Source organism: Kitasatospora kazusensis (genome assembly GCF_039529945.1).
Classification (GTDB): Bacteria; Actinomycetota; Actinomycetes; order Streptomycetales; family Streptomycetaceae; genus Kitasatospora; species Kitasatospora kazusensis.
This window is the reverse complement of the sequence record NZ_BAAANT010000008.1, coordinates 185091-200045: the sequence shown is the minus strand read 5'-3', so window position 1 is coordinate 200045 and position 14955 is coordinate 185091. Positions and strand designations below refer to the sequence as shown.

13 protein-coding genes and 1 tRNA gene are annotated in these 14955 nt (G+C 74.2%); 9 read left to right on the top strand and 5 right to left on the bottom strand.

Annotation, left to right across the window (positions count from 1 at the left end; genetic code table 11):
* Window positions 1-48 precede the first annotated feature (48 nt).
* The 9 genes from ABD330_RS09940 (at window position 49) to ABD330_RS09900 (ending at window position 9503) form a co-directional block, all read left to right on the top strand.
* The gene (locus ABD330_RS09940; protein ID WP_425555493.1) at window positions 49-372 is read left to right on the top strand and encodes an ArsR/SmtB family transcription factor; all 324 of its coding nucleotides are present in this window, start codon (window positions 49-51) and stop codon (window positions 370-372) included.
* Between the two features lie 13 nt (window positions 373-385).
* A complete protein-coding gene (locus ABD330_RS09935; protein WP_344463051.1) occupies window positions 386-619 on the top strand; it encodes a hypothetical protein in 234 nt (77 codons plus the stop codon).
* On the top strand, window positions 616-1341 hold the full coding sequence (locus tag ABD330_RS09930) for a sensor domain-containing protein (protein WP_344463049.1): 726 nt from the start codon (window positions 616-618) through the stop codon (window positions 1339-1341). The genes ABD330_RS09935 and ABD330_RS09930 overlap by 4 nt, the downstream gene beginning before the upstream one ends.
* 154 nt (window positions 1342-1495) lie before the next feature.
* Entirely contained in the window at window positions 1496-1960 is a 465-nt protein-coding gene (locus tag ABD330_RS09925) for a cobalamin B12-binding domain-containing protein (protein WP_344463047.1), read from the top strand.
* Entirely contained in the window at window positions 1957-5163 is a 3207-nt protein-coding gene (locus tag ABD330_RS09920; RefSeq protein WP_344463045.1) for an FAD/NAD(P)-binding protein, read from the top strand. The genes ABD330_RS09925 and ABD330_RS09920 overlap by 4 nt, the downstream gene beginning before the upstream one ends.
* A complete protein-coding gene (locus ABD330_RS09915) occupies window positions 5160-6776 on the top strand; it encodes an acetate--CoA ligase (protein ID WP_344463043.1) in 1617 nt (538 codons plus the stop codon). Before ABD330_RS09920 ends, ABD330_RS09915 begins: the two co-directional genes overlap by 4 nt.
* Before the next feature lie 203 nt (window positions 6777-6979).
* On the top strand, window positions 6980-7441 hold the full coding sequence (locus ABD330_RS09910) for a cupin domain-containing protein (RefSeq protein WP_344463041.1): 462 nt from the start codon (window positions 6980-6982) through the stop codon (window positions 7439-7441).
* 62 nt (window positions 7442-7503) lie between these two features.
* Window positions 7504-8802 carry an MFS transporter gene (locus ABD330_RS09905; RefSeq protein ID WP_344463039.1) on the top strand — a complete coding sequence of 433 codons (1299 nt, stop codon included), beginning with the start codon at window positions 7504-7506 and terminating at the stop codon, window positions 8800-8802.
* Window positions 8803-8918: 116 nt separating this feature from the next.
* Window positions 8919-9503, top strand: a complete 585-nt coding sequence (locus ABD330_RS09900) for a CGNR zinc finger domain-containing protein (RefSeq protein WP_344463037.1) — start codon at window positions 8919-8921, stop codon at window positions 9501-9503.
* A 7-nt stretch (window positions 9504-9510) separates the two neighbouring features.
* On the opposite strand, the gene ABD330_RS09895 is transcribed toward ABD330_RS09900, so the two are convergent.
* The 5 genes from ABD330_RS09895 to ABD330_RS09875 all read right to left on the bottom strand — a co-directional run bounded on the left by ABD330_RS09895 (window position 9511) and on the right by ABD330_RS09875 (window position 14738).
* Window positions 9511-10389, bottom strand: a complete 879-nt coding sequence (locus ABD330_RS09895; RefSeq protein WP_344463034.1) for a LysR family transcriptional regulator — start codon at window positions 10387-10389, stop codon at window positions 9511-9513.
* A gap of 467 nt (window positions 10390-10856) precedes the next feature.
* A tRNA-Thr gene (locus ABD330_RS09890) sits at window positions 10857-10930 on the bottom strand.
* Between the two features lie 94 nt (window positions 10931-11024).
* Window positions 11025-11678, bottom strand: coding sequence for a leucine efflux protein LeuE (leuE, locus tag ABD330_RS09885; protein ID WP_344463032.1), 654 nt, complete (start codon window positions 11676-11678; stop codon window positions 11025-11027).
* A gap of 100 nt (window positions 11679-11778) precedes the next feature.
* The gene (locus ABD330_RS09880) at window positions 11779-13371 is read right to left on the bottom strand and encodes an alpha/beta hydrolase (protein ID WP_344463030.1); all 1593 of its coding nucleotides are present in this window, start codon (window positions 13369-13371) and stop codon (window positions 11779-11781) included.
* Window positions 13372-13625: 254 nt separating this feature from the next.
* A complete protein-coding gene (locus tag ABD330_RS09875; protein WP_344463028.1) occupies window positions 13626-14738 on the bottom strand; it encodes an alpha/beta hydrolase in 1113 nt (370 codons plus the stop codon).
* Window positions 14739-14955 lie beyond the last annotated feature (217 nt).

Genomic DNA, 14955 nt, shown 5'->3' with positions numbered 1-14955 from the left:
GCTGTGACCTGGCGTCGGAGGAGGTGCACCATCAACAGCGAGGAGCTCTTGGCCCTGCTGGCCGCGGTGGGGCACGCGCAACGCCTCCGGATCATCGCCGAGCTCGCCGAGGGCCGGATGTACGTCAGCGAGCTGGCCCGGCGGCTGGGGATCTCCCGCCCGCTGCTCTACATGCACCTGGAGCGACTGGAGAGCGCCGGCCTGGTGGTGGGGCGGCTGGAACTCTCCGAGGACGGCAAGGCGCTGAAGTACTTCGAGTCGGCCCCGTTCGACCTCCACCTCGACGTCGCCACGATCCTCGCGGCCGTCCGGCAGGACGAGGAGGACCGGGCGGCGCAGGCGGCACCGGGCCAGGACAGCCAGAACAAATGAGGGGGACCCGGACATGACCGGTGCCATAGTCGCCATCGTCATCGTCTTCATCGTCGTCGGCGGCATCACCACCGGCGTGGTGGCGCACTTCCGCCTGCAACGGCACCGCGCCGACGCTCTCGCGATGGCCGGATACCGCAAGCTCGCCGAGGAGGCGGTCGCCCACCAGCAGGCCCTGCACGACCGGCTGGCCGAGCTGAACGCCCGGGTGGGGGCCGTCGAGCAGCTGCTCCGGAGCGTGGAGTGACCTCCGCCGCGTCCCGGCCCGGGACGGGACGGGCGCCCACCCGGCCGGGCCCCCTGCGGACCTGGCGGGCGGCCGAGCCCTGGCGCGCGGCCGGCTACCTGGCGAGCTACCTGGTGACGGGCCCCGCCCTGTTCGCGGCCTCGGCGGCGGCCCTGCTGCTGGGCGCCGTCCTCAGCCTCTTCACCTTCGGACTGCCGCTGCTGGTCGCGGCCGCCCTCACCGTCCGGGGCTGCGCCCAGGTCGAGCGGGGCCGGGCCGGCCTGCTCGGCGCGCCGATCCCCGCCGCCTACCGGGACGCCACCGGGCCCGGCCTGGCCGCCCGGATCCGGGCCCGCTGCACCGACCCGGCCGCCCTGCGCGACTGCGCCTACCTGGTGCTGCTCTTCCCGCCGCTGCTCGTCCTGGACGTGCTCGCGCTGGCGCTCGTACTGGTCCCGCTCGCGGGCGTCACCCTGCCGCTCTGGTACCCGTCCGCCGGCGCGTTCTGGCCCCGGATCGACACCCTGCCCGGCGCACTGGGCACCGCCGCCGCCTGCCTCGTCCTGCTGCCCTTCACCTGCTACCCGCTGGTGGCCGCGGCCCGCCTCCACCTGGCCGTCGCCGGGGCCGTCCTGCGCCCGCCCGCCGACCCGCTGGCCGAGGTCAGGCGCGTCCTGGCCGAACCCGGCCCGCTGGCCCGCGTCGGCGCCCCCGCCGACCCCGCCGACCCCGCCGACCGCTGAGACCGGCCCGGCCGTTCGCGCCGGTCATCCCGAACCCCGGTTCGTGTTTCGTGAACCCTCCTTTTCCGCCGACCGCCGGCGGGCAACCATGGGAACCGTTCAAGCCGCCCAGCGCTTGAAAGCGACCACGGAACCAAAAGGCCAGGGGAATCGAATGAGCAGGGAAATCCGCAAGAAACGCATCGTCCTGTCCACCGTGTCCTCGGATTCCCACACCTGGAATCTGGTGTTCCTCCAGCTGCTCCTGGAAGAACTGGGTTACGAGGTGGTGAATTTAGGATCCTGCGTGCCGGACGAGGTCCTCGTCGAGGCGGTCCGCACGCACGCACCGGACTCAGTGGTCATCTCCTCCGTCAACGGGCACGGACACATCGACGGCCTCCGGGTGATCACCGCACTGCGGGCCGACCGGAATCCGGCGGTGGCCGGGGTGCCGGTGATGATCGGGGGCAAGCTCGGCATCCGGGGAGCGGCCGACAGCGGCCTGGCGGACGAGCTGCTCGCCGCCGGTTTCAACGCGGTCTTCACCGAGGGTGCGGACCCGGACGAGTTCACCCGGGAGCTGGCACGGCTGGCCTCGGCCGACGGGCTCGCCCTCAGCGAGGGGATCGCGGCATGACCGGCGCGATCGGCACCACCGGCCCGGCCGGGCGGCAGCCCGACTTCCAGACCTACGTGGAGCAGGCGGCGGCCGCGGCGCAGCTGGTCGTACAGCCGAGGATGGGCATGTCCGGCCCGGCGGAGATGGCGGCGGGCCTGAGCGCCGTCGCAGCCTCGCGCGCCCGCACCGCCGGCACGATCACCATCGACTCCTACACCCGGGTCGAGGACATGCGGAGCGCCGGGGCGGCACTCGCCGCCGGAAAGCCGCTGAACGGATTCCCGATCGTCAACCACGGCCCGCACACCACCGCGCGGGTGGTGGATTCCACCGGCCACCGAATACCGGTACAGGTCCGGCACGGATCCGCCCGGCCCGGTCACATCTTCGAGGCGATGGTGGCGGCCGGCCTTTCCGCCTCCGAGGGCGGCCCGGTCTCCTACTGCCTGCCCTATTCCCGGATTCCGCTGGCGGAGGCCGTTCCCGCCTGGGTGGACGCTTCGCAGCAATTCGCCGAAACCGCCTCGGCCCGGGGTATGCGGGCCCATCTGGAGACGTTCGGCGGCTGCATGCTCGGGCAGCTGTGCCCGCCCTCGCTGCTGGTGGCGATCAGCGTGCTGGAGGCGGTGTTCTTCGCCCGCTGCGGCCTCACCTCGGTCTCGCTCTCGTACGCGCAGCAGACGCACGCGATCCAGGACATCGAGGCGCTCGCGGCGCTGCGCCGGCTCGCGCAGGAGTACCTGCCCGAGGAGGTCGCCCGGCACGTGGTGCTCTACACCTACATGGGCGTCTACCCGAGCACGGACAGCGGGGCGCAGCTGCTGCTGGACATGTCCGCGCAGATCGCGGTGCGCGGCGGGGCCGAGCGGCTGATCGTCAAGACCGCCGCCGAGGCGCACCGGATCCCCACCGTCGCGGAGAACATCACCGCCCTGGAGCGCGTGGCGGACCTGGGCCGGCACGCCCGCTCGGACGAGTGCGCCCTCCCGTGGGCCCGGCAGGTGGACTACGGCACCGTCTACACCGAGGCGTCCGCCCTGATCCAGGCCGTGCTGGCCGGCGACCCGGACCCGGGTACCGCGCTGCGGAAGGCCTTCGCCGCCGGGGTGCTGGACGTGCCGTTCTGCCTGCACCGCGACAACGCGGGGGCCGCGCAGGGCGCCATCGACGAGGACGGCAGGCTGGTATGGGCGAAGACCGGCGCGATGCCGCTGCCCGCCCGGGCCGCCGCCCGGCCGGCGGTCACCTCCACCCGCCTGCTGGGGATGCTGCGCCACACCGCCGAGGCCCACGACCGGGCCGGCGCCCTCGCCCGGGGCGGGAGCCCGTACCGGATCGCGGTGGTCGGCTCGGGCCCGCGCGGTCTCGCCGTGGCCGAGCGGCTGTCGGCCCGGCTGGCCGCCGAACAGCCCGAGCGTGCGGTCGAGATCAGCGTCATCGACAAGGCGGAGGTCGGCGCCGGGCGGATCTGGCGCACCGACCAGGACGGCTCGTTCCTGATGAACACGGCCTGCGGGGAGGTGACGATGTTCTCCGGCCCCTCGGACGACGGCCCCGCCCGGGCCGGCGCCGGACCCTCGCTGGGCGAGTGGTGGGCGAGCACCGATCCCGACTACCCCGGCCCGAACTCGTACGCCCCGCGCGCGCTCTACGGGCGCTACCTGGGCTTCTACCTGGACGCGGTGGAGTCCTCGCTGCCCGGCAACGCGACGCTGCGCCGGGTCGCGGACGAGGTCACCGCGGTGGAGTGGGAGGACCAGGGCTGGCGGCTCACGCTCGCCGGGGGCGGGGCCCTGCGGACGGACCGGGTGGTGCTGGCCACCGGCCACCCGGTGACCGAACTCTCCGGTGAGCAGGCCGAACTGGCGGCCTTCGGCGCGGCGCACCCCGGCGCCCGCTACATCCGCGGCGACAGTGCGGCCGACATGCCGCTGGAGACGATCGCGCCCGGCAGCCGGGTCGCCGTCCTGGGCCTCGGGCTCTCCTTCTACGACGTCGTCGCCGCGCTCACCACCGGCCGCGGCGGGCGCTTCGAGGCGGACGGGCGCGGCGGTCTGCGCTACCTGCCCTCCGGCCGGGAGCCCGAGCTGGTCGCGGGGTCCCGGTCCGGGGTGCCGATGCCCGCCCGCGGGCTCAACCAGAAGCGGCCCGACTGGCGCTACCGGGCCCGGCTGTTCACCCCCGAGCGGATCACCGCGCTGCGCCGGGGCGGCCCGCTGGACTTCCGCGACGACGTCTGGCCGTGGTTGAACGCCGAAGTCCAGCTGGTGTACTACGCCACCGCCGTCCGGGCCCGCTACGGCGGCGAGGCCGAGCAGCGCTGTCTCGACGCGGCCACCGCGCAGATCCTCGCCGAGGGCGCCACCGACGCCGAGCGGATCGCCCGCGACACGGCCGCGCGGTTCGGCGTGGCGGAGCCGGACCGGCTGGACGTCGACCGGCTGGCCCGTCCCTTCGCCGGCCTGGACTTCACCGGGCCCGAGGAGTTCACCGCCCGGCTGACCGGGCTGCTGGCGGCGGACATCGCCCAGGCCCGGCTGGGCAACCGGCACGGTCCGCTCAAGGCCGCCCTGGACGTGCTGCGCGACGTGCGGGGGACGATCCGGCTCGCGGTGGACTACGGCGGCCTCACCGCCCGGTCGCACCGGCGCGACTTCCTCGGCCGGTTCGCTCCGCTGAGCTCCTTCCTGGCCGCCGGGCCGCCGGTGGAGCGGCTGGAGCAGCTGCTGGCCCTGATGGCCGCCGGGGTCCTGGACGTCGTCGGCCCCTCGGCCCGGTTCGCGGCCGACCCGGCCACCGGGGCGTTCACGGTGGACTCCCCGCAGGTGGCGGAGAGTCTGCGGGTGTGCGGCACGCTGATCGACGCCCGCATCCCCGGGACGGACCTCGGCCGCGACCCCGCGCCGCTGACCCGCCAGCTCACCGCGGCCGGGATCTGGGTGCCCGCCGTCGATCCGGCAGACGACGGGCCGTCCGGTGCCGGCGGGGTGGCGGTCACCACCGCGCCGTACCGCCCGGTCGACCTGGCCGGCTCCCCCGTGGACGGGCTGTACGTGCTGGGCATCCCCACCGAGGGGCGGCGCTGGTTCATGCAGGTCGGCTCCACCCGGCCGGGCCCGTGGACGCAGTTCACCTCGGACGCCGACGCCATCGCCGCGGACGCCCTCGCCGGGGCGGCCGACCGCTCGCGGCTCCCCGCCCTGGAAGGAGAACGCCGATGACCCCCCGACCCGAGGCCCGGTGGCGGCTGCGCCGCACCGAGGCCCACCAGGCCTTCGCCCGCCAGCGCGACCTGCTGCTGGAGCTGCGCACCGACCTGGACGCGGCGCGGGCGGCGTTCGCCTGGCCCCGGCCGGCGGCCTTCAACTGGGCGCTGGAGTGGTTCGACGTCATCGCGGACGGCAACCCGCAGCCCGCCCTGGAACTGCTCCGGGACGACGGCTCGGCCGACCGGGTCTCGTACCAGGAGCTGTCGGCCCGCTCCGACCGGCTGGCGAACTGGCTGACCGGGCTCGGGGTCCGCCGGGGCGAGCGGGTGATGGTCGTGCTCGGCCAGCAGGCCGAGCTCTGGGAGACCGTCCTGGCCTGCCTGAAGATCGGCGCTGTCGTCATCCCCGTCTACACCTCGCTGACCCGCGCCGAGGCGGCCGACCGCCTCGGCCGCGGCGGCGTGCGGCACCTGGTCGCCCGCAGTGACACCACCGCCCTGTTCGACGGCGCCGAGCTGAGCACCCGGATCGCGGTCGGCCCGCCGGTGGCCGGCTGGCTCGACCACCGCGCCTCGCGGCAGGCACCCGGCCCGTTCCTGCCGGTGGCCGCGACACCGTCCACCGACCCGGCCTTCGGGTACTTCACCTCCGGCACCACCTCGGCGCCCAAGCTCGTCCTGCACACGCACGCCTCGTACCCCGTCGGGCACCTGTCGTCGATGTACTTCAACGGGCTGCTGCCCGGCGACCGGCACCTGAACTTCTCCGCGCCCGGCTGGGCGAAGCACTCCTGGTCCAGCTTCTTCGTACCGTTCGCGGCGGCGGCCACCCTGGTGGTACCCCCGGAGGGCGGCATCGCCCCCGCGCGGCTGCCCGGGCTGCTGGCGGCGCGCGAGGTGACCAGCCTCTGCGCCCCGCCCTCGTACTGGGCGCAGCTGGTCGACCACCTGGGCGCCGCCGCCCCACGGCTGCGCGAGGCCACCAGCGCGGGCGAACCGCTGCCGGCCGAGGTCGCCGACGCGGTCGAGGCCGCCTGGCGGGTGACCGTGCGGGACGGGTACGGGCAGACCGAGACCACCGCGCTGATCGGCACCACCCCCGGGATGCGGCGCAGGCCGGGATGGCTGGGCAGGCCGCTGCCCGGCTGGGACGTCGTGGTCGAGGACGGCGCCATCTGCGTGGACCTGAGCGGCGCGCCGGTCGGCCTGATGGCCGGCTACGACGGCGACGAGGAGCGCACCCGGCGGGCGGTCAGCGGCGGGCGGTACCGCACCGGGGACGTCGGCGAGGTCGGGCCGGACGGCTACCTGCGGGTGCTGGGCCGCTCGGACGACGTGTTCAAGTCGGGCGGCCACCGGATCTCGCCGTACGAGCTGGAGGCCGTGCTGCGCTCGCACCCGGCGGTGCGCGAGGCCGCGGTCGTGCCCACCGCGCATCCCACCCTGGGCCAGGCCCCGCACGCCGTGGTGGAGACCGTGCCCGGCCGGACGGTGAGCGCCGCCGACCTGTTGCGCCACGTCGACGCCCGGGTCAGCCCGGCGCTGCGGGTGCACAGCGTGGCGTTCACCGACCGGTTGCAGCGCACCGCCTCCGGCAAGGTCCGCCGCGCCGCGCTGACGGCCTGAGGTCCGCCGGGCCGGGGCCCGGGGTGCAAGCCCGGCGAGGTCCGGTCGCAAGACCGGTTCACGATTCCCGAACACCGTTGCCGTCCGCCGACGGAGGGGTTGCGCCGGCGGCGGACGGCCGCCACGCTCTATGTAATGACTCTGACGTATTACACACCTGCCCAGAGGTAAGAGTTCTGACCTCTTACTCACGAAGGAGCGCCATGTCCCCCTCAGTACCGGCCCACACCCCCCAGCGGCGTGAGGTCGAGGTGCTCACCGACCTGTTCGGCGACGGCCTCACGGACGGCCGGATCAGCTGGCAGCCCTACGTCCAGCCCGGCCGCGAGGCCGTCGACGTCCACTGGCTCTACAGCGGCCGGGAGACCGGGCCCGACGGCGCGGAGGCGTACATCGCGCACTTCCGCCCGGGCGCCCACGGCGACCTGCACCGCCACCTCGGCTTCGAACTGATGCTGGTCCTGGACGGCGAGCTGGTCAACGACAACGGCGACCGCTACCGGCCGGGCACGCTCGTGGTCGAACGCCCGGACAGCGTGCACCGGGTCACCAGCCCGGACGGCTGCCGGCTCCTGGTGGTCCGCGAGAAGCGCACCGTCGCACTGCTCCCGGGCGAGTCCCCCGACGCGGACCTGGCCCTGACCGGCGCGCCGACCCGGCCCTGAACCGGCCCCGCCCTGGCCCGGCCCCGCCCCGCCCCGTGCCCTGACGCCTCAAGGAGGCCCCCGTGTCCGAACAAGTCACCACCCAGCCCCGTACGCAACCCGCCGCCGCCGGCGCCACGGCCACCGGTCCGCTCGTCGGGCAGTCCGGCAAGGCGCACTCGCCGAACTACAAGTGGGGCATCCTCGGCATCGGGATCCTCGCCCAGGCGGCCTTCAGCGCCGCCTTCCAGGGCATCCCGACCTCGGGTTCGCAGCTCCAGTCCGCTTACCACCTGTCCGCCTCGCAGTTAGGACTCGTCCTGGCGGCCGTCACCTGCGGCGCGTTCATCACCGACGTGTTCTGGGGGATCATGTCGGACCGGGTCGGCGAGCGGAAGGTGCTGATCACCGGCCTGACCGGCACCACGCTCGCCCTCGCCGCCGTGACCGCGTTCCTCGTCCCCGACCACGGCAGGGTCCCGTCCTACCTGGTGCTGGCCGTGATGCTGTTCCTGACCGGCGCACTGGGCGGCAGCGTCAACGGGGCCTCCGGCCGGGCCGTGATGGGCTGGTTCCCGGTCGAGAAGCGGGGATTCGCCATCAGCCTGCGGGTCGCCGCCGTTCCGGCGGGCGGGGCGATCGGCGCGGCCGTGCTCCCGCCGCTCGCCATGGGCGGCGGATTCCGCTGGGTCTTCGGCTTCCTCACGGCCTTCTCCCTGCTCGCCACGCTCGCCGTGATCCGCTGGCTGGACGAGCCCCCGCTCGCGAAGACCCCCTCCGGGAGCCGGGCCGCCGCACTGCCGCGCAGCCCGCTGAAGCGCTGGGACATCTGGCGGATCGCCATCACCGCCTTCCTGCTCGACCTGCCGCAGTTCACCGTGCTGACCTTCGGCTCGGTGTTCCTGCACACCGTCAAGCACGTGCCGCTGGGCACCATCGCCGTCCTGCTGGTGATCGTCCAGGTGCTGAGCGCGGTCTCCCGGGTGTGGGGCGGGCGCTGGACCGACCGGCGCGGCGGACGCAACCGCCGCACCCTGGTCACGGTCTACAGCTGGGTGATCGCCGCCGGGTTCACCGGCATCGCGCTCTTCGAGTCCGCCCCGAGCTGGGTGGTCGCCGGGCTGCTCGTGGTCTCCGGCATCCTGGCCTGCGGCTGGCACGGGGTCCACTACGCCGAGATCGCCACCATGGCCGGCCCGGAGCGGGCCGGAACCGCGCTCGGCCTGGAGAACACCCTGGTGTTCGGCGGGGCCTTCGTCACCCCGCTGCTGATCCCGCTGGTGCTCTCCGGCTCCTCCTGGCCGATGGTCATGCTGCTGATCGGAGCACTGCCGGCGGTGGCCTCCGCGCTGATCATGCCGCGCGAGCCGAAGGCCGCCTGACCCGCGCCGACCGGCGTCCGGGGGGAGCGGTACGCTCCGGCCGCTCCCCCCGGACGCCGCCGGTGTGCCACCATCGGCACCCTCGGACTGCCGTCGCTCCCGGAAGGAGAAACCCCGTGTCCACCAGCACCGACCTGCGGTTCGACACCGGCCGCGTCTGCCTCGACCTGCTCGCCACGATGGGGGGCAACCTCGGACCGGACCCGGTGGAACGGCTGGACAGCCCGGAGCGGCTGGCCGCCTGGCTGCACGGCACCGGCATCGTCCCGGCGGACGAACCGCTGACGGTCGACGCGACCACGCTGGCCGCGTTCGTCGCACTGCGCGCCTGCCTGCACCGCGTCATCCACCGCGAACTGGCCGGCGAACCGGCGGCCGGCCACGACCTCGACCGGCTCAACCGGATCACGCAGGCCGGCCCGCCCAGATCCCGGCTGGTCAGATCCGACAGCGGCGCGCTGCACCGCCGGCTGGCCGCACCGCCCCACCTGGAGGAGCTGCTCGCGGCGGTCGGCGAGGACGCCGTCCGCCTGCTCGCCTCCCCCGAACGCGGACTGCTGCGCGAGTGCGAGGGAGCCGTCTGCGACCTCGTCTACCTGGACGCGTCCCGGGGGCACCGGCGCCGCTGGTGCTCGCCCGCGACCTGCGGCAACCGGCACAACGTCGCGGCGCACCGCGCCCGGAAGACCGAGCCGCACTGACCGGCCGTCAGCTCGCCGCCAGTTCCGCGGTGGCGCCGAGGCGCCGCAGATGCTCGGTGACGAACCCGGGACACGTCCGGCGGTTCCACACCACCTCGGTGACCACCTTGCGCTCGGTCCGCAACGGCAGCTCCACCAGCTGGCCGCCGGCCAGCCACGGCTGGACGGCCGCCACCGGCAGCAACCCGACGCCGAGGCCGGCCAGCACCGACGACTTCACCCCGTCCAGACTGCCCACCTGTACGGGCTCCACCCCGGGGAGCCGGCCCAGGAAGTCGGCGTCGGTGATCTCGCGGTACACGCAGCCGGGCCGCGTCAGCAGGACCCGCTTCGGGCGGGCCGCCGCGGCCGGGATCCCGACCATGCAGACGTCCTCCTCCCACAGCACCCGGCTGGAGACGAGTGCGGGGTCGGCCGCCTCGGAGCCGAGCCGGTCGTGCGTCCCGTTGACCAGGACGACGCTCGGACGGCCGGTGAGCACCTGCTCGCACAGCCGGGAGACCGTCGCCGTCTCCACCTCGACACTCAGGTCGGGGATGAACCGGCCCATCATCCGCAGGAAGACCGGCAGCCGGTAGGAGGTGACCGACTCGGTGGCCCCGAGCTGGAGCGGAGCGCTGCGGCCCTCCTCCGCCTCGACCACGGCGGCGCGGGCCCGCTTCATGCTGTCGAGGATGTTCTCCGCGTGCTCCAGCAGGGCCACCCCCGACAGGGTGAGCGGCTGGCCCTGCGACCGGCGGTCCAACAGCTTCGCCCCCAGGGCGCGTTCGAGGCTCTGGATGTGACCCGTCACCGTGGAGCGGGCGTAGGCGAGCCGTTCGGCCGCAGCGCTCATGCTCCCGGCCCGGGCCGCCACGACGAACGTCTCCAGCCAGCGTGTCTCCATGGTGTGTGCCCCCGTCGTCGACCGCCCCGGAACCCCTGACCGAAACAACCCCACCGGGAATAGAGCGTATTCCCACCAAGTCCGCCACTGGTCTCGACCAGAGCCCAACCCGACGCACCGTCAGCACCCTTGCGGCACCGACCGGCCGGGCCGAAACCACCACCCTCCGGCCACCCGCGACACCCTCCCACCTGCCGCCTTGCCCCACGCCCCCACGACCCCCCGGCCGACGGGCCGGCGGCCGCCACCACTGCCGGCGCCACGTCACTCTGTGACCGACCACACTCCACACCGGCCCCGGGAGCCCGCCCCCGCAACATCCCCGGCCGGCCGCCGGCACCCGGTCCAACCGGACAGTCCCACCAGCACCCCGAAACCCCGGGAGTCCGGGAGTCCGGAACTCGCGCGGACCAGCCCACAGGACGACGAAAGGCCCAGGTCAGAGATTCTGACCTGGGCCTTATCGGAGCCGCCTTCGGGATTCGAACCCGAGACCTACGCATTACGAGTGCGTTGCTCTGGCCAACTGAGCTAAGGCGGCACCGCTGCCTGCTGGAGCCATGACCCTGGGGTCGGACACCGCGTCGGCAACGGGCGCCAGTCTACACACTTTTCGGCGGTGATCCGTACGGGGTTCAGGCGGAGGAGACCAGGAGCTTCGCGGCGAAACCGGCGAACAGGACGGCTACACCGCTGGTCAGGCCCGCGGAGAGGCGCTTGCGGCGGCGGAAGGCGGTGGCGAGGGTGGTGCCCGCGAAGATCAGGGTGGAGAGGTAGAGCACGCTGAAGGTCTGCAGGATGCCGCCGAGCAGGCCGAAGGAGAGGGCCGGCTGACCGTAGGAGCGGTCGACGAACTGGGTGAAGAAGGAGAGCAGGAAGAGGATGGCCTTCGGGTTGAGCAGGCTGATCACCAGTGCCCGCCGGAAGGGGTGCTCCACCGTCTCCGCGGGGGCCGCGGCCGGCTCGGCCGCCGCGCCGGGCCGGTGCTCGCGCCAGAGCTGCCGGGCGGCCCGCAGCATGCCGAAGCCGATCCAGAGCAGGTACGCCGCGCCGCCGAACTTCACCACCGCGAACACCGCCGGGTTGGCCTTGAGCAGCGAGGCCGCGCCGAGCGAGGTCAGGCTTATCAGCGTGAGGTCGCCGACGAAGACCCCCGCGGCGGCCCGGTAGCCGGTACGGACGCCCTTGCGGGCGGCCACCGAGAGGACGTAGAGCGAGTTGGGGCCGGGCAGCAGGACGATGACCAGGGCACCGAGTACGTACGTTGCCAGGTCGTGGACTCCGAGCACGGTGCGACTCCTCGTACTAGCGCTGGGTGGGCGCATCATCGTACGTCGCGGTGGCGGCGGCTCCGCCAGTAGGTTTCGGCGGAGCGGGCCCGCCCGGGTGCTACTTGGCGCAGCGCGTCCCCGCGGCCGGCGCGTCGCCGCCCAGCAGATAGCGGTTGACCGCGTCGTCCACGCAGCTGTTGTGGCGCCCGTAGGCGGTGTGCCCGTCCCCGTCGTACGTCAGCAGGCGGCCCGACTCCAGCTGGCCGGCCAGCGACTGCGCCCAGGCGTACGGCGTGGCCGGGTCGCGGGTGGTGCCGACCACCACGATCGGGCCGGAGCCCGCCGCCTTGACGGTGTGCGCCGCGCCGGTGGCCTTGACCGGCCAGTACGCGCAGGACAGCGCCATCCAGGCCATGTCCTGCCCGAAGTGCGGCGACACCGCCTCGAAGGCGGGCACCGCGCTGCGGACCGCGTCCGGACCGGCGAACGGCGCGGGCAAGTCGAGGCAGTTGACGGCCATGTTGGCGAACATCAGGTTCGGGTAGCCGCCGTCCGGCGAGCGCTCGTAGTAGTCGTCGGAGAGCTGGAGCAGCTTGGTGCCGCTCCCCGACTTCGCATCGGCGAGCGCGCTGCGCAGCTGCGGCCAGAGGGCCTCGGCGTACATCGCCTGGATCACACCGGTGGTGGCCTGGGACTCCGACAGCGTGCGGCCGGAGTCGGTGGGCAGCGGCTGGGCGGAGAGCTGCTTGAACAGCGCGTCGAGCTGCTGGCCGGCCTGCTGCTCCGTCCCGCCGATCGGGCAGTCCTCGTGCGTGACGCAGTCCTTGGCGAAGGCCGACCAGGCGGTCTCGAAGCCGCCGGCCTGCGCCTTGTTCCCGGCGACGGCGTCGAGCGAGGGGTCCATCGCACCGTCCAGCACCATCCGGCCGACCCGGCCGGGGAACAGTCCGGCGTAGGTGGCGCCGAGGAAGGTGCCGTACGACTTGCCGAGGTAGTGCAGCTTGTCGTCGCCCAGCAGGGCACGCAGCACGTCCAGGTCCCGGGCCGACTCGACGGTGCTGACGTGGCCGAGCAGAGCCCCGGACTTCTGCTGGCAGGCCGCCGCGAACTCCTTGTCGGCCGCCACCAGGGCGTCCGTCCTGGCCTGGTCCTCGGGGGTGATGTCGACCGCCGTGTAGGCGTCCATCCGGTCGTTGGCGAGACAGGTCACCGGGCTGCTGCGGCCGACCCCGCGCGGGTCGAGGCCGACCAGGTCGTACGCGGCCCGCACCCCGGAGTCGTAGCCGTTGGCGACGGACTCCAGGTAGTCGACCGCGGAGCCGCCCGGGCCGCCGGGGTTGAGCAGCAGGGAGCCGAGCCGGGTGGCGGTGCCGGAGGCGGGCTTGCGGGCGGCCGTGAGCGTGAGGTCGCCCCCGGTGCCGGGGTGGTCGTAGTCGAGCGGGACCTTGAAGGTGGTGCACTCGAAATCGGTGTCACAGGGCTGCCAGCTGAGCTTCTGCGCGTAGTACGGGGCCAGCGCCGCCGGGACGGCAGCGGGCAGCGGAGCCAGCGGCGTGGCGGCGGGCATGCCGTCCGAGGAGGACGGCGAGCTCGCGGAGGTACCCGGGGGCCGGGGTTCGGCGACGTGGGCCGAGGAGGTGCAGCCCGCCAGGAGCAGCGCTGCGGCGGCCGTCACGGCGGGCAGGACACGGTTCTGCCGGACAGCTCGCATGGTGGATCTCTCTCCCCTCGGACGCCGGTCGGCGACCGGCTGGACTTGAGCGTAACGGCCTGCGGTCGATCACCACGGGCAGCCGTGCCAGGACGGCCCCGTCGGGGCAGCCGGACAGGACAGCCCCGTCAGGACAACCGAGTAGGACAGCCGGGTAGGACAACCGGGTAGGACAGCCGGGCAGCGGCATCCGCGCCGGCACTGCCGCACCGGGCCGAATCGAATGCGGCAGCGCGACCCTGCCGGGCAACCCGTCAGGACGGCCGCGCCAGGGTCGACGCGAGGTACTGCACCGCGATCCGGACCAGCCGCAACCGCTCCCGGTCGGGCGCGTAGTCCTGCACCACGTCGGAGATCTTCACGTCGGCGCGGGCGGCGCCGCCCTTCCCGTCGTGCAGGGCGCTCTGCAGCTTGCGGGCGGCGTCCTGCCCCTCGGCGTCGTCCTTGGCGGCGGCGAGCAGCAGCCGCGCGGCGCCGCTGCCCGGGGCGTCGGCGCCGGTCTGGGCGAGCGCGGCCGTGTCGTAACGGCCGGAGACCGCGGCCGCCGCTCCGTACAGGTCAGGACGGGTCAGCCCGGCGGCGACGGCACAGGGAGCGCCGCCCTCGATGCCGAGCACGCCCCAGCCGCTCGGCCCGGCCGGCAGCGTACGGAAGGCCGCGGCGACGGCCCCGCGCAGCGCGATGTCGTCGGCGACGGCCTGCGGGGCGGCGGCGATCAGCTCGCACGGACGGGCCGTCCCGGTCGGCGACTCGGGCGCGACCACCACGAACGGGCGGGCCCGGCCGAGCTTCACGGCGGAGGCGATCCCGTCGAAGACGTCCGGCAGCTCGCCGTCGGCGGTCTTGTGTGCCGTCCCGGAGTGCAGCACGATCACCGGGAAGCGGGCCTTCTTGTCGTCGCTGTACTGGGCCGGTACCCAGACCCGTACCACCCGGGGCCGACCGTCCGGCGCGGCGACGGCGCCCTCCAGCAGTTCGCCCTCGGCCGGGTGCCCGATCGACCGGAACTGCGTCAGCACGGGCGGCAGCTGCGCCGCGGCGGCGGGCACGGCGGACGCCGGCGCCGGCGGGGCGGGCCGGGACGCCTGGGAGGCGGCGGGCAGCGGCTCGGGGGCGGCCAGTGCGCGGGCCTCCTGGAGGCTCGGCAGCCCCCGGCCGTCCAGCGTCAGCGCGACCGTCAACGCCGTGGCGCACATGCCGCAGAGCACCGCCCCTCCCGCCCGCAGCAGCAACGGCCGCTGCTCGGAGCTCAGTTCGTACGTCTGCGCGGACTTCAGGTCACGCCACCGGCGGAGCGCGGACCGGGCCAGCCACAGCCCGACGACGACTGACGCCAGCAAAGGTACGACGAGGAGCGGACGGGACATGGGACGCACCACCTCGGGAGAACCGGACCGGGCGGCCCCGGCGACCAGCGCCCGGAGCCACGGCGTACTCGGTCCACAGGGTGCAAGACGATCGGCCCACCGGGAGGCGGGGCTCCCGGGAGGCGGCCGACGTTCACTCGAACGAGGGATCGTGCGGTACGTCAACCGGTCTGACCGATTGTCAGCCTGCCGCGCGACGCCGCGCGGCCGTCCTCAC

Bases quoted from the DNA above. Each gene is read 5' to 3' on its own strand.
- ABD330_RS09935 (WP_344463051.1), top strand. From the start codon at position 386: ATGACCGGTGCCATAGTCGCCATCGTCATCGTCTTCATCGTCGTCGGC.
- ABD330_RS09925 (WP_344463047.1), top strand. From the start codon at position 1,496: ATGAGCAGGGAAATCCGCAAGAAACGCATCGTCCTGTCCACCGTGTCC.
- ABD330_RS09920 (WP_344463045.1), top strand. From the start codon at position 1,957: ATGACCGGCGCGATCGGCACCACCGGCCCGGCCGGGCGGCAGCCCGAC.
- ABD330_RS09915 (WP_344463043.1), top strand. From the start codon at position 5,160: ATGACCCCCCGACCCGAGGCCCGGTGGCGGCTGCGCCGCACCGAGGCC.
- ABD330_RS09910 (WP_344463041.1), top strand. From the start codon at position 6,980: ATGTCCCCCTCAGTACCGGCCCACACCCCCCAGCGGCGTGAGGTCGAG.
- ABD330_RS09895 (WP_344463034.1), bottom strand. From the start codon at position 10,389: ATGGAGACACGCTGGCTGGAGACGTTCGTCGTGGCGGCCCGGGCCGGG.
- ABD330_RS09880 (WP_344463030.1), bottom strand. From the start codon at position 13,371: ATGCGAGCTGTCCGGCAGAACCGTGTCCTGCCCGCCGTGACGGCCGCC.
- ABD330_RS09875 (WP_344463028.1), bottom strand. From the start codon at position 14,738: ATGTCCCGTCCGCTCCTCGTCGTACCTTTGCTGGCGTCAGTCGTCGTC.